The organism is Ekhidna sp. (assembly GCF_040223195.1).
In the GTDB taxonomy this organism is placed as follows: domain Bacteria; phylum Bacteroidota; class Bacteroidia; order Cytophagales; family Cyclobacteriaceae; genus Ekhidna.
The window spans coordinates 93,022-110,879 of sequence record NZ_JAVKDX010000021.1 but is presented as its reverse complement, the minus strand read 5'-3'; the positions used below and the strand labels follow the sequence as shown (position 1 = coordinate 110,879).

The 17,858-nt window shown below is 42.2% G+C and carries 17 protein-coding genes; 6 read left to right on the top strand and 11 right to left on the bottom strand.

Going from position 1 to position 17,858, the window contains the following annotated elements:
- Nucleotides 1-61 precede the first annotated feature (61 nt).
- Genes RLN88_RS13025 through RLN88_RS13015 form a run of 3 tightly spaced genes read right to left on the bottom strand, consistent with a single transcriptional unit; the run spans nucleotide 62 to nucleotide 4,956 of the window.
- On the bottom strand, nucleotides 62-970 hold the full coding sequence (locus tag RLN88_RS13025; RefSeq protein WP_350221845.1) for a DUF4097 family beta strand repeat-containing protein: 909 nt from the start codon (nucleotides 968-970) through the stop codon (nucleotides 62-64).
- A 46-nt stretch (nucleotides 971-1,016) separates the two neighbouring features.
- The gene (locus RLN88_RS13020; RefSeq protein ID WP_350221844.1) at nucleotides 1,017-2,792 is read right to left on the bottom strand and encodes a carboxy terminal-processing peptidase; all 1,776 of its coding nucleotides are present in this window, start codon (nucleotides 2,790-2,792) and stop codon (nucleotides 1,017-1,019) included.
- 25 nt (nucleotides 2,793-2,817) lie between these two features.
- Nucleotides 2,818-4,956 carry a carboxy terminal-processing peptidase gene (locus tag RLN88_RS13015; RefSeq protein ID WP_350221843.1) on the bottom strand — a complete coding sequence of 713 codons (2,139 nt, stop codon included), beginning with the start codon at nucleotides 4,954-4,956 and terminating at the stop codon, nucleotides 2,818-2,820.
- A 136-nt stretch (nucleotides 4,957-5,092) separates the two neighbouring features.
- Between RLN88_RS13015 and RLN88_RS13010 the strand changes: the two genes are divergently transcribed.
- Both RLN88_RS13010 and RLN88_RS13005 read left to right on the top strand, forming a co-directional pair.
- Complete coding sequence (locus RLN88_RS13010) at nucleotides 5,093-5,335, top strand: hypothetical protein (RefSeq protein WP_350221842.1); 243 nt, start codon at nucleotides 5,093-5,095, stop codon at nucleotides 5,333-5,335.
- 79 nt (nucleotides 5,336-5,414) lie between these two features.
- The gene (locus tag RLN88_RS13005; RefSeq protein WP_350221841.1) at nucleotides 5,415-5,807 is read left to right on the top strand and encodes a VOC family protein; all 393 of its coding nucleotides are present in this window, start codon (nucleotides 5,415-5,417) and stop codon (nucleotides 5,805-5,807) included.
- A 2-nt stretch (nucleotides 5,808-5,809) separates the two neighbouring features.
- On the opposite strand, the gene RLN88_RS13000 is transcribed toward RLN88_RS13005, so the two are convergent.
- Nucleotides 5,810-6,145, bottom strand: a complete 336-nt coding sequence (locus RLN88_RS13000) for a hypothetical protein (protein WP_350221840.1) — start codon at nucleotides 6,143-6,145, stop codon at nucleotides 5,810-5,812.
- Nucleotides 6,142-6,687 carry an RNA polymerase sigma factor gene (locus RLN88_RS12995; RefSeq protein WP_350221839.1) on the bottom strand — a complete coding sequence of 182 codons (546 nt, stop codon included), beginning with the start codon at nucleotides 6,685-6,687 and terminating at the stop codon, nucleotides 6,142-6,144. Before RLN88_RS12995 ends, RLN88_RS13000 begins: the two co-directional genes overlap by 4 nt.
- A gap of 123 nt (nucleotides 6,688-6,810) precedes the next feature.
- On the opposite strand from RLN88_RS12995, the gene RLN88_RS12990 reads away from it, so the two are divergent.
- The 4 genes from RLN88_RS12990 (at nucleotide 6,811) to RLN88_RS12975 (ending at nucleotide 11,848) form a co-directional block, all read left to right on the top strand.
- Complete coding sequence (locus RLN88_RS12990) at nucleotides 6,811-7,143, top strand: DUF6249 domain-containing protein (RefSeq protein ID WP_350221838.1); 333 nt, start codon at nucleotides 6,811-6,813, stop codon at nucleotides 7,141-7,143.
- A gap of 377 nt (nucleotides 7,144-7,520) precedes the next feature.
- Entirely contained in the window at nucleotides 7,521-8,585 is a 1,065-nt protein-coding gene (gene fbaA, locus RLN88_RS12985; protein ID WP_350221837.1) for a class II fructose-bisphosphate aldolase, read from the top strand.
- A 75-nt stretch (nucleotides 8,586-8,660) separates the two neighbouring features.
- Nucleotides 8,661-9,551, top strand: a complete 891-nt coding sequence (locus RLN88_RS12980; protein WP_350221836.1) for a 3-hydroxybutyryl-CoA dehydrogenase — start codon at nucleotides 8,661-8,663, stop codon at nucleotides 9,549-9,551.
- 128 nt (nucleotides 9,552-9,679) lie between these two features.
- Nucleotides 9,680-11,848, top strand: a complete 2,169-nt coding sequence (locus RLN88_RS12975) for a S9 family peptidase (RefSeq protein WP_350221835.1) — start codon at nucleotides 9,680-9,682, stop codon at nucleotides 11,846-11,848.
- A 51-nt stretch (nucleotides 11,849-11,899) separates the two neighbouring features.
- Here RLN88_RS12975 and RLN88_RS12970 read toward each other — a convergent pair whose 3' ends face one another.
- Genes RLN88_RS12970 through RLN88_RS12945 form a run of 6 tightly spaced genes read right to left on the bottom strand, consistent with a single transcriptional unit; the run spans nucleotide 11,900 to nucleotide 17,820 of the window.
- Entirely contained in the window at nucleotides 11,900-13,219 is a 1,320-nt protein-coding gene (locus RLN88_RS12970) for a DUF58 domain-containing protein (RefSeq protein ID WP_350221834.1), read from the bottom strand.
- Nucleotides 13,219-14,190 (bottom strand): AAA family ATPase, encoded by a 972-nt coding sequence (locus RLN88_RS12965; protein ID WP_350221833.1) that lies wholly within the window; start codon nucleotides 14,188-14,190, stop codon nucleotides 13,219-13,221. Before RLN88_RS12965 ends, RLN88_RS12970 begins: the two co-directional genes overlap by 1 nt.
- The gene (locus tag RLN88_RS12960) at nucleotides 14,187-15,332 is read right to left on the bottom strand and encodes a DUF4350 domain-containing protein (protein ID WP_350221832.1); all 1,146 of its coding nucleotides are present in this window, start codon (nucleotides 15,330-15,332) and stop codon (nucleotides 14,187-14,189) included. Before RLN88_RS12960 ends, RLN88_RS12965 begins: the two co-directional genes overlap by 4 nt.
- The gene (locus RLN88_RS12955) at nucleotides 15,329-16,003 is read right to left on the bottom strand and encodes a DUF4129 domain-containing protein (RefSeq protein WP_350221831.1); all 675 of its coding nucleotides are present in this window, start codon (nucleotides 16,001-16,003) and stop codon (nucleotides 15,329-15,331) included. Before RLN88_RS12955 ends, RLN88_RS12960 begins: the two co-directional genes overlap by 4 nt.
- The gene (locus tag RLN88_RS12950) at nucleotides 15,990-16,877 is read right to left on the bottom strand and encodes a hypothetical protein (RefSeq protein ID WP_350221830.1); all 888 of its coding nucleotides are present in this window, start codon (nucleotides 16,875-16,877) and stop codon (nucleotides 15,990-15,992) included. The genes RLN88_RS12955 and RLN88_RS12950 overlap by 14 nt, the downstream gene beginning before the upstream one ends.
- Nucleotides 16,858-17,820: a stage II sporulation protein M gene (locus tag RLN88_RS12945; protein ID WP_350221829.1), complete on the bottom strand. Its 963-nt coding sequence runs from the start codon at nucleotides 17,818-17,820 to the stop codon at nucleotides 16,858-16,860. The genes RLN88_RS12950 and RLN88_RS12945 overlap by 20 nt, the downstream gene beginning before the upstream one ends.
- Between the last annotated feature and the right edge of the window lie 38 nt (nucleotides 17,821-17,858).

Here is a 17,858-nt window from a genome sequence, read left to right as displayed (position 1 = left end):
GTGATGTATAAAACAAAAAAGGGTGACTGTTGGTCACCCTTATAAATTTCAAGAGGTTTTATCACTCGTATTCCTGATCACCACTCGAGGTGGTCCCAATTACTTTGATGCCTCCGCGATCGATCACCAGCCGCTTATCTCCTGATCTGCTACCCACCTCCAGATCGCCTGAGGTGGCCGTCAAATCAAAACTTAGATCATCGAGATCATTCACAAAGTCGATTTCAATATTTCCGGATGTCGCATCAAAATAAGTGTTATCGTTTAGCTCTATTCCGTACCCATCGATATTTCCTGATGAGGTGCGCGCTTTGATTGCCCCTACTCCTTTTCTTATTTCCACATCTCCGGAAGTAGCCTGAATTTCAATCTTACCATTAAATCCAGAGATGGTAATGTCGCCCGAACTTGATCTGGTTTCTATATTCCCTTTTGAATTGTATATCTCCTGATCCCCACTGGTAGATTCAATCTCAGAATCACCCGTGAGACCGTCAATATCTATATCCCCACTGGAGGTTTCTACATTCAGGTTTGCAACAATGCTTCGCAAAGTGATGTCTCCGCTGGTCGCTTCGATGTTGGATGATGAAGCCCTCAGGTTGGCCACATTCACATCTCCTGATGAATTATCAATGTCGAGTTTTATTCCATCAGTGATGGTTAGGTCTATTCGGGATTCTGTAATTCTGAAATTTTTCCAGTTATTGCTATTCCTTCTGTCCACTCGGATTACCAATGTCCTCCCTACTATGTCCGTATCAAAGCTATAGTCTCCTTCATCCCCACTCCCGGTGATTATCCCTTTGAAGTACACCCGGTCACCGGAATTTACAAACACGTCTACAAAGGACCCCTCAATACGTACTTCATCTACATTTTCTGCCTCCAATTCCGCTTTTGCCAAAGTGTTTTGAGCAAAACCTGAAACGCATAATAACAAGGTGATAAGTGATAATATATTCTTCATAACTTCTCTTTATTCTTAAGGATGCTGAATGTTCTGAATGGTTGCCTTAACCAATCTTATATTTTTTCATAGCAGCCAAAAGCCTCAACCCTTCTTTTAAATAGGGGTCTTTCTTAAGCTTTTCATCTATCTCATCCGCACCTGAAACTTCACTATCATCAATAGAAGTTGTAAGATCGTCATCATCATCTTCATTAGCAGCTCTTCTCGTTTCGAGGTTAAGCGAAACAGACTTTCGCTCTCTGTTTTCCTTCGCTTTCTCTATATCTCGTACCAACTTTTGCAAATCCGGGTCTGAGTTTAGGTCTTCGCGATAAAGTGTATTCAGATGATCCAATAACTCCTCCGAAATGGTATTGGTAGGCTTAAATTTTGCGCTGGCGATTTCATCCCAAGGCAAAGCATTCTGTCTACTGGCCTCACCAAAATCCTCTTGAGAATATATGGATGGAAACTGAACATCCGGAATAACACCGATCCGTTGAAAATTTTGTCCATTTACCCTATAGAGTTTCGCTAAAGTGATTTTTAAATAACCAGGATTGACCTTAGGATTTCTTAAATACTTCTTTAGGTCAATGATACTTTGGATAGAACCTTTGCCATAGGTAGATTCTCCAAGTATGACACCTCTTTTGTAGTCTTGCATGGCAGAACAAAATACCTCTGAAGCAGCTGCACTTCCTCTATTCACTAAGATGGCGAGAGGTCCATTGTATAAAATTACCCCACCATCTTCGTCATCCATGGTATCCAAAGATTGATCATAGTTTCGAACCTGAACCACAGGACCATCAGGAATAAACAATCCACACATTTCTATTGCTTCCTGCAAAGAGCCTCCTCCATTAAATCTTAAGTCCAACATGAGTCCGTCAATTCCTTCTTCTATTAAAGCGGAAAGGTGTTTTTTCACGTCATTTGAAGCACTCTCATATTCCTGCCTTCCAGCACTTAATGCATCAAAATCTAGATAAAAATTTGGTACAGTTATTACTCCTAATTTATATCCTTCATTATCTAAATCAACTTCATAAGTTTTTGAAGCGAATTCAAAAGGATTTGATATTCCATTATAATGAAGTGAATCAAATCCAGATTCCAGAAAAGGATTAAGGTTACTATCGAATTTGCCTTTTTCGGGAGATAAAAAATATTTTGTTGAAGGATCAAACACTTGACTAATTGCATTCATATACTTGCAAAATACATAGTCACTATTATGACTCAACACTGCATTTCCAATGCTTCTTAATCTTAATGATACAATTTCAGAGATATCATTCCAACTCAATCCCTCATTCTTATAATCAACCGCCTGATTTTTGATGATTTTTCTCCAAAGATCATTCTTTTGTTCATGGGAGGCTTGCCAAGCTATTCTATATAAGCTCAAATGATAATTTTCATCAATAGTATAGTCAGGCTCTAAATGAATTGAGTTAAAAACATCATTTAACTGATCAATTACACGACTCCTAAATAAATTGTACACATCAAACGCAAAAGAAATCTCACCTTTTGTGATTTGATCATCCAATCTATATCGGAAGTTTTCAAAACTTAGTATGTCATCTTCCAAAAAATAAATTCTTCTTGGATCAAGCAAATCAAAGTAGCCATCAAAAATTTCAGATGAAACGGAATCCGAAAATGTTAGTTGATTATAATGCAATCGGTTTAATAATGATGCAATTATATAAGCTTCGCTTGAGTGCTGATCCGTTGGTTTCAAAGGCTGAACTTTCTCAAAAACATAAGATTGAGAAAGAGCTGCCAAATGAATTAGGCAAAAAACAAAAGAAGTAGAGCAGTATTTCATCAAACTTTAGTAGAGCCGATTGTGTTTACCCAATCTTATATTTTTTCATGGCTGCCAACAGCCGCAATCCTTCTTTTAGATATGGGTCTTTCTTAAGCTTGTCATCAATATCATTTGTGTCTGAAACTTCACCGCTATCCACAGAGGTGGCTAGGTCATCATCGTCATCATTATTGGCTGCCCTCCTTGTTTCCAGATTTAACGAAACCGACTTCTGTTCCCGGCTTTCTTTTGCTTTTTCTATGTCCCGTACCAGTTTTTGCAAATCAGGATCAGTATTCAAATCATCACGGTAAAGCGTATTCAGATGATCCAGCAGTTCCTCCGAAATGGTATTGGTAGGCTTAAATTTTGCGCTGGCTATTTCATCCCAAGGCAGGGCATTTTCCCTGCTGGCCTCTCCGAAATCCTCTTGAGAATAAATTGATGGAAATTGAACATCCGGTGCAATTCCCACGCGCTGATTGCTACTACCTGTTGCTCGATAGAACTTTGCAAGAGTCATCTTTACCTGACCTAGATTTATGTCTCTCAATGAGTTTTTTAATTCAGTGAGCTTCATTACGTCAGACTTATTGCCATACTGGGAATTTCTACTTATTGACGAATTTATTCTTCTCATCAATTCCGGTTTTAAATCAATCACATTCTGGACAGTACCTTTTCCGAAGGTGCTTTCACCTATGATTACACCGCGTCTATAATCCTGAATCGCCCCGGAAAAGATTTCAGAAGCTGAAGCACTTCCACGATTAACCAAAACAGCCAAAGGGCCATCATAGAAAACCTCTCCCCCGTCTTCATCATCCATTCTGTCAACCGATTGATCATAATTACGAACCTGAACAACAGGCCCATCCGGAATGAAAAGGCCACTCATTTCTATTGCTTCTTGCAGTGAGCCCCCACCATTGAAGCGCAGATCGATCATCAGACCGTCCATTCCTTGCCCCTTTAGCTCCGTGATCAATTTCCTTACATCCCTGGTCGTGCTCCGATAGTCTTCTTTTCCTTCCCTCAATTCTTCGAAGTTCAAATAGAAACTTGGTACAGTTATCACCCCTAGATTATAGGTGGTATTTCCCTCGGTAATTGGAATCATCTCTGCCTTGGCAGCCTGCTCTTCCAGATTAATTTTATCTCGTACCAACCTCAGCGTGTCAGGAAGCGCATTTATTCCATCCTCAGCCTTTAACAATTGAAGTCTTACTATTGTACCCTTAGGGCCTTTAATCTTTGATACAACCTCATCAAGTCTCATACCAATCACATCTACAAACTCACCATCATCCCCCTGAGCTACTCCAATGATTTTATCATCTTTATGAATTGCATTGCTTCGATAGGCAGGACCTCCGGGAATAATCTCCGCAACCTGAGTGTAGTCCAGATTTTGCATCAGACGTGCACCAATACCTTCTAATGAAAGACTCATCTCTATTTCAAAACGTTCGGCCTCCGGTGGAGAAAAGTAATCGGTGTGAGGATCATAGGAACTTGTGTAGGCATTCATATAGCTCTGAAATACATCTTCGCTATTGTATTGATAAATGGCTTTCTGAATTCGCTTGTATCTATTGGTTAAGCTTTTTGAAATATCTTTCCATTCACGTCCTGCCAGTTTATAGCTCAAAGCCTGGTTCTTGATAATCTTCCTCCAGATCTCATTTTGTTCTTGCTTGGTTGAAGGCCAGCCTTCATCTTCACGATCAAACATATAGCTCTCGTCTTTTGAGAAATCAAATTCCGTTTCTAATAGCGAAAAAACGTAATCGATCTGATCCAATGCCCGCTCCCGGTATAACTCAAACACGTCATAGGCAAATTGCAATTCTCCCTGAGGAATTTGATCATCAAGCTCGTATCTAAACTTCTCAAACTTGGATATATCTGATGCATAGAAATAAGCCTTATTGGGATCCAGTGATTCGAAGTAATTATTAAAAATCACAGAGGAAATTGAATCAGAAAGCTGTAGTTTCCTATAATGAATTTGACTTAGATAACCCGTAATTATTTGAGTTTCATAAAGATGTTCTTCTTTTGGCTCCAGCTTCTTCAGTGTGTCTCCTTCCAGAAGGAACTGAATATCGCTACTATATTCAGTAGTAACTCCGAATGATGTAAGAAGAGCAAACCCGGCAATCAACAGCAACTTGTTCATATGATTTTTTTTTAGACGTAATCTTTCAACGCAATATTGAAAAGATTGATTTTAAAAATAGCTGATTTTTTGTGAGCGGTTCAATTACTGATCCAAAACCCATAGATTTAATAAACTTTAACACTTGTCCTAAGTCATGAAAAAGAACATTCCAATCATTTTACTCTCTATTACAACCCTATTTTTCCTATTGTATGCATTCATCAAAGCAGATGAGGCTGAAAAAGCTGGAATAATGGCCGAAGAACAAAGATGGGAAGCTGAAAAACTAAGAGACCAGGCCATGGCACTTCAGGAGGCAGCACAGGAAGCAGCCGCTATGGCACGTCAAGTGGAAGCTGAAGCGCGCAAAGCTTTGCTGGAATGTCAATCTAAATAACTCACCCTTTCAGGTGATTTTCAGATTTCATTTTTGATGATCTCATTTTCTCTCTTTATTTGACAAAAAGCACAACAAAATGAAAAAGAGAGTAACAGGCATTGGGGGCATCTTCTTCAAGACGGAAGATCCCCATAAAATGAAAGAATGGTACCACAAACATCTCGGCATAGCATCCGATCAATATGGTGGCCTATTCAAGTGGCGGGACCATGAACAAAAGGAGAAGGTCTGCACCACAGTATGGGGACCTTTCAACAAGGACACCAAATACTTTGATCCCAGCCAGAAAGATTACATGTTCAACTACCGAGTTGAAAACCTGGTGGAACTTCTTGAGGCTTTGAAGCAGGAGGGCGTGCAGGTAGTAGGCGAAATTGAAGAGTATGAGTACGGTAAATTTGGGTGGATCATGGATCCGGAAGGACGCAAGATCGAGCTTTGGGAGCCTATTGATGCACCTTTCCTTTAAACCTAAATCATCATTTTATCCTTCACCAGCCGCTTATCCAGAAACTGGATCACGGTGAGGATCACGCCAATCAAAACGGCAAGTGGTACCAATTGGGAGACTCCATCGGAAGCCCCTCGCAGGCTTTGGAAAAGTGATGGCATAAAATAAGAAATGGCTGCATAGCCAAACCCAAAGATCACGAGTGTGCCCAAAGACATCCAGAAATACAACCTCCTCTGGCTTGCTTTTTCCTTTCTCCTGATCATGCTTACCACCCGATCTTTAAAATCTTTTCTTAGCTGAAAAGACGGCTCTGTCTTCAAAGCCTGATCTATCATTTTTTCTATTTCATTCATAGCAATGCTACCTCCTTTTTGGCTTGTTCTTCAACGATTTTTTTCAATTTCAAGCGTGCCCTGTGAATGTAATTTTTTACAGTACCCTCTGGCATACCTGTTATCTCCACGATCTCCGGATAGCTAAAACCATCCAGGTAAAACAATGTCAACACCGATTTATAATTTAACGGAAGCTGATCCACCAATCTCAAAATAAATCGATTCATGTCTTCCTGTTCCGTTACCTCCACAGTCTCTCCTATTCTAAACTCTACCTCTTCCAATTCTACCTGATCCAGTTTCTTCTTTTTTGCAAAATTTACCGCCATCCGAAACGCAATCGTGGCAATCCAGGTGGAAAGTTTAGAATCAAAATTAAACGTACCGAGCTTATCAATAACCTTGATAAACACATCCTGACAGAGCTCTTCCCTATCCTGATCGTTGTAAACCGCACGCGAAACCATATGGACTACAAGTCGCTCATATTTACCTATAAGCAAACGAATGGCAGATTCACTACCACCCAATACTTGTCGCACCAATTGTTTTTCATCCATGAATACTTATTAGTCAGTCCATCGGTCTGAAATGTTGCAGTAAAAAAATATTTTGTCCAGGTGCAACATCCAATGATCAGAGGGCTGTCATACGGAGAAATGTTCAACTAAAATTTACACATTATGGACGACTTAGTACCAGTAATAGGAATCATTTCAGTATTTGGATCAATAATATTATTTGTATCTACACTGACAAATTATTCCTTGAAAAAAAGGCTTATTGAAAAAGACATGGTAAATCCGGAAACGGCAAACCTTTTCAGCAAGCAAGACAGTAAGCACAGTGCCCTGAAATGGGGTTTGATTGTATTGTTTGGAGGATTGGGATTGATCATCATTGACGCTATGGGACTAGACGGAGATGATGCAATGCCGTACGGAATTGAAGCAGTGTGCATTGCAGTAGGTTTCCTTATCTACTACGCAATGATGAAAAAAGAAATGAACGATTAAGGACTAATGGCGCAACTCAAAGGTCAAAAACTCAAAAAATGGATGTTGCGCCATTTTTTATTTCGTCTACAGAAATTCAACTTTCGTCTACAAGATGAAATTTTTTAAAACCTTTTTAAACCTTTAGGATCAATGGTGTGTCCAAAAGGTCATGAAGTGGAAAATCCTAATCAAACTACTTTACTTAATCGTTCTATTCGCGGTAGCGGCCTACTCGTGGGATAGAGAATCCCAGCTAATAGATTCTGATCCTCAAGTTGATCCTTCAACGATCCAACAAGCCTTTCACGAAGCGTAAGCTTTTGTTTTCATTCCCCTCCCATTGAAGTTATATTTGCAGCACAAAATTCTGTTAATAACTCTCAAATCCTTATACAATGAAATTCAGACCTGGTGTACTTACCGGACAGGAGGTAACAGACCTTCTAAACTATGCCAACCAAAATGACTTTGCACTTCCTGCAGTCAATGTGACCAGCTCCAGCACGGTCAATGCTGTTTTGGAAACCGCCAGAGATATCAACTCTCCTGTGATGATCCAATTCTCCAATGGAGGAGCTGCTTTTATGGCAGGAAAAGGGCTATCCAATGACAACCAAAAAGCTGCAATAGCAGGAGGCATAGCAGGAGCACACCATGTACATCAGCTGGCCGAGGCGTACGGCGTTTCAGTAATCCTTCATACAGATCATGCCGCCAGAAACTTACTTCCATGGATTGATGGACTGCTGGATGCAGGTGAAAAACACTTTGAGCAAACCGGCAAGCCACTATACTCCTCTCATATGCTAGACCTTTCTGAGGAGCCAATCGAGGAGAACATTGGGACGTGCGTTGAGTATTTCAAGCGAATGAGCAAGATGGGAATGACCCTTGAGATTGAGCTTGGGGTAACCGGTGGCGAGGAAGATGGAGTGGATAATACAGGGGTTGATAACTCGATGCTTTACACCCAGCCTGAGGAAGTAGCCTATGCATATGAGAAGCTAAAAGAAGTCAGTGAAAACTTCACTATTGCTGCTGCTTTTGGAAACGTACACGGCGTATACAAGCCGGGCAATGTAAAGCTCACACCAATCATCCTTAAAAACTCACAAGATCACATTCAGGAAAAGCACAACACCGTCCACAACCCGGTAAATTTTGTATTTCACGGGGGTTCAGGCTCTTCAAGGGCAGAAATCAGGGAAGCTATCTCCTATGGCGCCATCAAAATGAACATCGACACTGATCTTCAATGGGCATACTGGGATGGTGTGCGTGGTTACTACCAATCAAAAGAAGGATACCTGCAAGGACAGATCGGTAACCCTGAGGGTGACGACAAGCCAAATAAAAAATACTACGATCCAAGGGTTTGGGTAAGAGAAGCAGAAAAATCTTTTGTTGAGAGATTAAAAGTCGCTTTTGAAGACCTGAACTGTGTGGGCAAAAACGCTTAAGACATCTAGCCGCCCCAAGCGGCTTTTTTAATTCTCAATTCCAAATTGAGATAAAAATATCAACCCAAAGAAAATATGAAAAATATATCAGTAATAGGAAGTGGAACTATGGGCAATGGTATCGCCCATGTCTTTGCCCAAAGTGGATACAATGTTTCTCTCATAGATATCAACGAGGCAGCTTTGGAAAGAGCACTCGCCACCATATCCAAGAATTTGGATCGAATGGTTCAGAAGGAGAAAATCACTGAAGCTGACAAGGAATCAGCACTTAAAAATATCAGCACTTTCACTTCCACTGAGGAAGGAGTAAAAAATGCAGATTTGGTGGTAGAAGCAGCAACGGAAAACTTCGACATTAAAAAGAAGATTTTTGAAGCAATGGACGCTCACGCTCCAGCAGGAGCCATTCTGGCTACAAATACTTCTTCTATTTCTATTACAAAAATTGCGGCAGCAACCAAGCGCCCCGACAAAGTGATAGGCATGCACTTTATGAATCCTGTTCCCGTGATGAAGCTGATCGAGGTGATCAGAGGCTATGCCACCTCTAATGAGACGACCAACACCATCATGGAAATGAGTAAAAACCTGCAAAAGGTTCCTGTAGAGGTAAATGACTACCCCGGATTTGTTGCCAACAGAATTCTAATGCCAATGATCAATGAAGCCATCATCACCCTGCATGAAGGAGTTGCTGGTGTTGAGGAGATTGACACGGTAATGAAGCTTGGAATGGCCCATCCGATGGGACCTTTACAGTTGGCAGACTTCATCGGTTTGGATGTATGTCTCTCCATCATGAATGTCTTATATGAGGGTTTTGGAAATCCAAAGTACGCTCCATGCCCCCTGCTGGTAAATATGGTGACGGCAGGATACTTGGGTGCCAAAACCGGTGAAGGTTTTTATAAATACACTCCGGGATCCAAAGACCTGGTGGTGAGTGAAATGTTTACCAAATAATTCATCACAAAACGTTATTCTGGACAGGCCCTTTTCGCCTGTCCTTTTTTATTTAAAACCGATCATATAAACCGATTAGGATTTTTTGGTGTGAATAGGGAACTTGCTGATCCTAAAATTCACTTAAAATGAAGCATATCCAATCAATGACTTTACTAGCGGGAATACTCCTGCTGGCATCATGTACTAACCAAACAACCGAGGAAACGAAAATGAGACCTGAAGCACCTATTGCGGCAAAGGCAGATACCGTACTAAAAGAGCATGGTCAAACCAGGATTGATCCATACTTCTGGCTGAGGCTTACGGATGATCAGAAAAGATCTGAGACCCCTGATGATCATACCAAAGAGGTGCTGGCCTACCTGAATGCTGAGAATGACTATACCAAAACGGTCATGTCTCATACGGAAGAGCTTCAGCAAAAATTATATGATGAGATTGTGGGTCGTATCAAGCAGACTGATGAGTCTGTGCCCTACCTATCCAACGGATACTGGTACTACACGAGGTATGAAGAAGGTGGAGAATATCCGATCTACTGTAGGAAAAAAGGCACTTTAGATGCTTCTGAAGAAATTCTGATCAATGTGAATGAACTGGCAGAAGGCTATGGCTATTATTCCGCAGGAGGGATCAACGTAAGCCCTGACAATAAAATTCTGGCGTTTGCTGAAGATACCTTGAGTCGAAGGATTTATACCATACGATTCAAAAATCTGGAAACCGGAGAAATGATCGATGATCAAATTGAGAATACCACAGGAGGAGGTGCCTGGGCAAATGACAACAAGACTTTTTTCTATACTGCTAAGAATAAAGTGTCTCTCCTGTCCGAAAAAATCTATCGACACGAACTTGGCACCCAGCCAGAGACAGACGTGATGGTGTATCATGAAAAGGATCCTTCGTATTATATAGGCGTATACAAATCCAAATCAGATGATTATGTAATCATCTGGAACAGCAGTACCCTGGTGAGCGACTACCACATTCTGGATGCTGACAATCCAAAGGGAAAGTTTCAACAGTTTATCCCAAGAGATGAAAAAGCGCATGAATACAGCATCGCACACTTTGAAGATAAATTCTACATCGTGACCAACTGGGATGCCATCAATTTCCGGCTGATGGAAACACCTGCCAATGCTACTGGTAAGGAAAATTGGAAAGAGGTCATAGCTCACCGAGAGGATGTGCTCCTGGAGGGGATTGAGTTGTTCAACGACTTCATGGTGGTGGATGAGCGAAAAGACGGTCTATCCAATCTACGAATTATTAACCAACGATCCGGTGATGAGCATTACCTGGATTTTGGTGAGCCAGCATACACGGCCTACATCTCAACCAATGCAGAGTTTGATACCAAGATTCTGAGATTTGGGTATACCTCACTTACAACTCCAAATTCCACATTTGATTACAATATGGAAACCAAGGAAAAAACCCTGATGAAGCAGCAGGAAGTAGTGGGAGGCCACAATCCGGATGAGTATGTGACGGAGCGGATTTGGGCTACAGTGAGGGATGGAGCCAAAGTGCCAATATCTATCGTGTATAAAAAAGGCTTCAAAAAGAATGGGAATGGGCCCCTACTTCAGTATGGCTATGGATCTTATGGCAACACGATTGATGCCAGCTTTAGCTCGGTACGATTAAGTCTATTGGACAGGGGATTTGCGTTTGCCATCGCTCACATCCGTGGCGGACAAATGATGGGCCGTCAGTGGTATGAAGACGGAAAAATGTTCAAAAAGATGAACACATTCAATGACTTCATAGATTGTTCTAAATTCTTAATTGAAGAAAAATACACCTCTGCTGAGCACCTCTATGCCCAGGGAGGCAGTGCCGGTGGGCTGCTCATGGGTGCGGTAGTGAACATGGCGCCCGAGCTATACAAGGGAATTCTGGCTGCAGTACCGTTTGTGGATGTAGTATCTACCATGTGGGATGAGACCATTCCTTTGACTACCAATGAATTTGATGAGTGGGGTAATCCGAAAGACCTGGAATCCTACGAGTACATGATGTCCTATTCACCTTATGATCAGGTGAAAGAGCAGGATTATCCAAACATGCTGGTAACTACAGGATTGTTTGACTCTCAGGTTCAATATTGGGAGCCAGCAAAATGGGTTGCCAAGCTAAGGGACATGAAAACAGATCAGAATACACTGATTCTCGACACAGATATGGAAGCCGGTCACGGTGGGGCATCAGGCCGATTCAAGCGGTATAAAACTACTGCGCTGCAATATGCTTTCCTTCTTGATCTGGAAGGGATAGAGAAGTAGATTCAAAATAATTTTCTTAAAAGCCCCGAAGTGATTTCGGGGCTTTTTTTTTTACAGCAACCGCTTGGTCTTGATTTCAATATACTTATTGATTACGTCGGTGTTGAGGTTTTGTGGGCGGGTGTAGAGCGAAATGATCCCATTTTGAAAAAGCACCTTCTGAATGTTGGCTTTTTCATCTGCTATCTGCTTCGCAATCGATTTATTGTAGATATCAATGGTAGTGTTGGAAGGAGCGTCAATCACCTTATCCAGCTCCGTATTCCGAAAAAACACCAGCAATAAAAGATGATGGCGATTGATCATTTTGAGGTAAGGGAGCTGTCTTTCCAGGGTATAAATTGACTCAAAGTTGGTATAAAGCAATAGCAAACTTCTTTGCTTTATTTTTTGCATTAAAAACCAATACAGCGAAGCAAAATCCGGTTCATTAAACTGCGTCTCCTGATTATAAAGTGTCTCCAGTAAGTAGTTAATCTGCAGGTTTCTTTTCTGTGCTGAAACGAATGTTTCAGGTTTGTGTTGGAATGTCACCAATCCGGCCCTGTCTCCTCTCTTTATGGCCACATTGGACAATACCAGTGAAGCATTGATGGAGTAGTCAAGCAAGGTCATTCCTTCAAAGGGCATTCTCATTGGCCTTCCTTTGTCGATCACCGAGTAGATAGGTTGCGATTTTTCATCCACATAGTGGTTGACCATAAGCCCCCTCCCCCTTGCCGACGCTTTCCAGTTGATATGACGGGGATCATCTCCAATCACATAGTCTTTGATGTGGTCAAACTCGGTACTCTGACCTATTCGCTTCATCCGCTTCTGACCACTGAGCTTCAGCGACTGAGAAATAGCGGAGAGTTCATACTTCTCCAGATTCAGAAAGGAGGGATAAACTTTCACAACATGTTCTACACCAAACCTAAACCTGCGCGTAATCAATTTCAATGGTGAATTCACCAAAACATTCGTCTTGCCAAAATGGTATTCTCCCCTTTGCGCAGGTCTGAGGGAATAGGTAACATAAGTTTGCTTTCCAGATTTCAGATTCAACCTGATCTCTGAATCACGGATCTGAAACTGTGCAGGAAGCTCATCCAGAATGGTCAAATCCATCTCCAACCCATAATTATTGAGGATTGAAAAAGAAACTTCATTTTCATCGGCATTGGAGAAACGATCCGGCAGAAAACGCTCAAGTACAATCCTTCCATTACTAAAAAAAAGAAGGATGATATCCGCAAGCGCCAATACCAGCAGTGATAGTGTCAAGCCCTTCGCCAGGCTAAACACAAAGTCATAATAGTACCCAATAAAAAGCAGGACTGCACAAGTGATGATAATTACATAAAAGCGATATGTAGGAAAAATTCGCACTACTTTGGCACTTCCACTTGTTGCAATATCTGCTCGGCTACCTCCTTGATGGTAATACCTTGAAGTTCAGCCTCAGGCGAAAGGATGATACGATGCTCAACCACCGGTCTGAACAATCGCTTGATGTCTTCCGGGGAAACAAAATCCCTTCCCTGAATCGCCGCAAAGGCTTTGGATGCCTTCATCAAATCAATGGATGCACGAGGTGAAGCCCCAAGATACAGGGAATGATGATCCCGCGTTTTTGCTACCAGCTTCACAATGTAATCAATCAGCGAATCCTTCATCACAATACTTTCCAAATTCTCCCGAAGAATCACAATTTCCTCCTTCCCGATTACAGACTCGATAAAGTTCAGCTTGTGGTGGTTGGTGTTTTTATTGGTCATCTGCAGTATCTGGCTCTCTTCTCCATTTTCCGGATAGTCCACCACAATCTTGAAGATGAACCGATCCAATTGCGCTTCCGGCAGCCGGTAGGTTCCCTCCTGCTCAATCGGGTTTTGGGTAGCCAACACCATGAAGAGGCTTTCCAGATAATACGTTTGTCCATCATTGGATATCTGCTTTTCTTCCATTACCTCAAAGAGGGAAGCCTGTGTCTTGGCTGGAGCCCGATTGATCTCATCAATCAAAACCAGGTTGGAAAAGATGGGGCCTCTCCTATAATCAAATGAAGCCGTCTTCGGATTGAATACGGAGGTGCCTAGCACATCAGATGGCATCAGGTCAGGCGTAAACTGAATCCGCTTGAAGTCGGCCTCAACGAGCTTAGAAACCAGCTTAGCTGCTAAAGTCTTAGCAATCCCTGGCACACCTTCTATCAATACATGGCCTCCGGCAAACATGGCAGTAAGCATCAAATCAAGCATTTCCTGCTGGCCAATCAATGCTTTGGAGGCCTCTTCACGAAGTTTAGCAATCTTCACGGATAGCTGACTTAAGTCTACTCTGTTTTCAAAATCACTCATTTGAACTGTTCAATTTTTTTTGATAAATCGATTAATGTTTTCTCATCCACATGCGGCAAATCCCTCACCTTCAAAATCAACTCGAAAGTCTGGATCACGATGTTAATGTCCACACCGGACTTTGCACTTAGATGTTTGTAAAATTTTTCGGTGTATTCAATACTCAGAAAATATCGCTCTTTAATATCTCTGAGAAAATAGTTGATTAATCGCTGAGCAGCTTTCTTATGCTTGCGCTCCCGATAGAAAAGTGCACCCAGTGTCTGCACGTAACCGACTGTGGCATTGTCCGGAGGTGTAATCACCGGGATTGGTCGCTGAGTCCTCCTGGAGGTAATGATCAGGAAGACCAGGATCGTAAATAGCCCAACATAGATAGACCATTTGAGCGGAGGCTGACGCAAAAAATACCGGAAAGGAGTCGTGACTTCACCCTTACCCAGCTGGTAGAACTGAGTGAAATGAGTCCTGCTTTCCGGTAGTTTAGATAACATCTTTGCAGCGCACTGATAATTTTCATCGAATAGCAAACCAAAGTTTGTGAAAATATAAGGAGTAGAACAAAGTATCAATTTTCCCTTTCCAAATGATCTGGAAATCAAAATCGGATTGTCTTCCAGATAAGCATAAGTCGTCCATTCGCTGGTATCGCTCAGGTTGAAATAATTGGAAACCAAGGAAAATGGATACTCATAGGAAGTGGAATCGATCAATCTAACGGGACTTGTTGCGGCCTCAAAAATGGACTGATTGAGGTTATGGAAGCTAACCGAGTTATTGAAAGAGAGTGAGTCCTTAAGCACCGAGGAAAACTCATTGGCGGCAATGAAAACATGGACACCACTGTCGAGCCATCTCATCAAGCTGCGATAATCTGCACCCGTAATTTCAGCAAAATCTGAGAGTATCAGCAGGTTTTCCAAATCCGACATTTCTGAGATGGTGCTATTGGATACTTCCAGCGATCCATCGAACAAATCCTGTGAACGTTCATTAAGGATATAAGCACCAAACGGATTTTTGTCCTTTACCCCAAATGTGACCCTCCAATCCACAGGTTTTGGAGCCAGGAAGCTTGTTGCAACGTAGACCACAAACAGCAAAATTAGGATGATCAAAAACTTTTTTTCTCCCCTCCTCATGCATTTTCAAGTTTGATGGAAAGATCTCTGCCCTTATTGAATTCTTCCTCGCCAGCATCAAAATCGCCATACCAGACATACTCGAATAACCTGGCCATCTCTTGATATGAACTGGCCATATCACCCTGAAGCTCACGCTCATAGTCATAGGGAGACTTCCAATCCTTCAGGCTAATCATTCCCTTTTTTGCTAAAGATGAAAGCGTCTTCAAATAAACATATCGAATCGCCAGCTTAAAATTCTTCTCTTTAATGGCCCCTGCTATCGATTGATCAAAATCTTCAGGGGTAGTCTGTGCAATGCCTGCCACAGGAGACATGTGCGTATTATAATCCGGAGTGATCCCTCCACCATACCTAATCCGGATGATGTAGTAGATAGCGGCTCCCAATACGATCAGGATGATCAGATAATACACAATTCGTGTGAGCCATGGTGTGTTTGGATTTAGGAATATCTCCTGAAGCATACTCTGGAACCACCAGCTGACCTGCTCCCAGATCGAGGGTGGCCGTACCGTATAGTTCATATAATCAAACGCCTGCTGCTGAGCATACACCCTCATACCTTCTTCATCAAAGGTTCGTACAGATACCTGCTGTCCTCCTGCTAAAAAAAAGGTTATGAAAAGCGTGAAACAAACAGCTAAGCGGTGGTTATTCTTTATCAAAACCTTCGATTTCATTCATAAGACCTCTGCCTTCAGACCTTTCCACAAGATTGGCATATTGGTAGCTGTACGCAATCAGTGGAATGCTGTAAGACAGGTAACCACCCACCATGGAAATCGCAAAAGCGGCTGTCATGTACCCACTGGAAAACATTTCGAAAACTGCTGAGGGATCAGATGGATTGTTTGACGCTTCCTCTATCAACGTGAAAATATTTGCGAAATAGACAACCATGGTTGGTAGCGAAAAAACTAACTGGATCACATAGGCCAGTATGTATCCCACCAACCCGATTCCAAACGTGCTCCACCACTTATCTTTCAACAGTGTGAAGGTACGCCCAAGTGCATTGGGGGCGGAGATGTCTTCAAACATGTAGGTGGCAAATGCCAAAGGCAACACAAACAACATAAATATCCCCGGCAAAATGAAAACGAAGAAGCTGATGAACACAATGAACGCAACCAGAATGCCCAGCAACAGCACACCTCCGTACTTCTTTAAGGCGAGCTTGAGCACATCCCCAACAGGGGTCTCCTTGGCCACACCTTCGTTGTATAGCCTCACATAGGTCATGGACACACATATCACCATGGAGCCGGCCAGCCAGCTAATCAGCATGATCATGAAATAGTTGCCACCCAGCACAGCAAAAAAATTGAGTGCCTGGCTTTCGTCCTCTATCCCCACAGCATCCCCCATCGAAGAAAAAATATTGGTAAAAATAATGCTCATGAGCAATGCTACCGGGCCACCGATGAAAAGAAGGTTGAGAAATAATCTTCCCATATTCTCCCGAAGGAACTCGATAGTAGCATTCATTTTAGCCCCAAAATCTCTGATTTTGTAAAACTCAATTTTTGGTTGTGACATTTCGGTAGGTTTTGATTGGTAAAAGAATAAAATAATAGACGATCAATGCAAATGAGCCAAGGATAATGGCAAGCTTGGCCGCCAGTGGCCATTGAGTGTATCGGGTGAGAAATGACTCAATGAAGCCGGCCAATATAAAGAACGGCACCAGCCCCATTACGATCTTCAGCCCGCTTTTCGCGGCTTTCTTAAATGCGTATGCCCGCGGATATGACCCTGGAAAAAGCAAGCCGTTCCCCATCTTGATCCCAGCTCCCCCGGCTATCACGATGGCTGATATTTCGATGGTACCGTGTACCCAGACAGAAAGCATTGTTTCATCAAAGAGCCCTTGCTGCACAAAGAAATAATTGAACACCCCAAGCATAATTCCATTCCTGAAAAGGATCATGCCTGTGCCAGCAGAAGTCAGGAAACCAAACACGAAAGCGAGAAAAGACACACGAATATTGTTGGAGGTAATCATGAAAAACATGGACCATTGATCCATGCTGCCATATACGCCCATCGGGTCTCCTTTTTTGATGTTTTCCAATGTCATATCAACATAGGCATCACCAAGAATCAGCCGGGCAAAAGTCTCATCATTCGCAGTGCTAATAATACCCACCACCACTCCTACAGTCATGATCAGGAAAGCATAGAGCATAGGCTTGCCTGCCATGGCCATCTCATATGGCACCTCAAATTTCCAGAATCGTGTAAGCCTGCCTTTATTCTCAGGTTTGTTTCGGTATATCAGGTTATGGACTTTGAGGCTGAGCTTGTTCAGGTAGGCAGTGAGTGATGTACGAGGATACTTTGCCTTGGCAAACGCAAGGTCTTCAGTCAGGTGAACATACATTTTGGCCAGGTCATCCGCTGAGGTACTGCCCTGATCCAACTGCTGTTCATATCCAGCCCATTTATCCTGATTTAGCTTTACAAAGAAGGCCTGCTTCATTCGGTTCCAAATATGCGGAATTATGTGGATCGTAGGCA

Bases quoted from the DNA above. Each gene is read 5' to 3' on its own strand.
- RLN88_RS13025 (WP_350221845.1), bottom strand. From the start codon at position 970: ATGAAGAATATATTATCACTTATCACCTTGTTATTATGCGTTTCAGGT.
- RLN88_RS13020 (WP_350221844.1), bottom strand. From the start codon at position 2,792: ATGAAATACTGCTCTACTTCTTTTGTTTTTTGCCTAATTCATTTGGCA.
- RLN88_RS13015 (WP_350221843.1), bottom strand. From the start codon at position 4,956: ATGAACAAGTTGCTGTTGATTGCCGGGTTTGCTCTTCTTACATCATTC.
- RLN88_RS13010 (WP_350221842.1), top strand. From the start codon at position 5,093: ATGAAAAAGAACATTCCAATCATTTTACTCTCTATTACAACCCTATTT.
- RLN88_RS13005 (WP_350221841.1), top strand. From the start codon at position 5,415: ATGAAAAAGAGAGTAACAGGCATTGGGGGCATCTTCTTCAAGACGGAA.
- RLN88_RS13000 (WP_350221840.1), bottom strand. From the start codon at position 6,145: ATGAATGAAATAGAAAAAATGATAGATCAGGCTTTGAAGACAGAGCCG.
- RLN88_RS12995 (WP_350221839.1), bottom strand. From the start codon at position 6,687: ATGGATGAAAAACAATTGGTGCGACAAGTATTGGGTGGTAGTGAATCT.
- RLN88_RS12990 (WP_350221838.1), top strand. From the start codon at position 6,811: ATGGACGACTTAGTACCAGTAATAGGAATCATTTCAGTATTTGGATCA.
- fbaA (WP_350221837.1), top strand. From the start codon at position 7,521: ATGAAATTCAGACCTGGTGTACTTACCGGACAGGAGGTAACAGACCTT.
- RLN88_RS12980 (WP_350221836.1), top strand. From the start codon at position 8,661: ATGAAAAATATATCAGTAATAGGAAGTGGAACTATGGGCAATGGTATC.
- RLN88_RS12975 (WP_350221835.1), top strand. From the start codon at position 9,680: ATGAAGCATATCCAATCAATGACTTTACTAGCGGGAATACTCCTGCTG.
- RLN88_RS12965 (WP_350221833.1), bottom strand. From the start codon at position 14,190: ATGAGTGATTTTGAAAACAGAGTAGACTTAAGTCAGCTATCCGTGAAG.
- RLN88_RS12960 (WP_350221832.1), bottom strand. From the start codon at position 15,332: ATGAGGAGGGGAGAAAAAAAGTTTTTGATCATCCTAATTTTGCTGTTT.
- RLN88_RS12950 (WP_350221830.1), bottom strand. From the start codon at position 16,877: ATGTCACAACCAAAAATTGAGTTTTACAAAATCAGAGATTTTGGGGCT.
- RLN88_RS12945 (WP_350221829.1), bottom strand. From the start codon at position 17,820: ATGAAGCAGGCCTTCTTTGTAAAGCTAAATCAGGATAAATGGGCTGGA.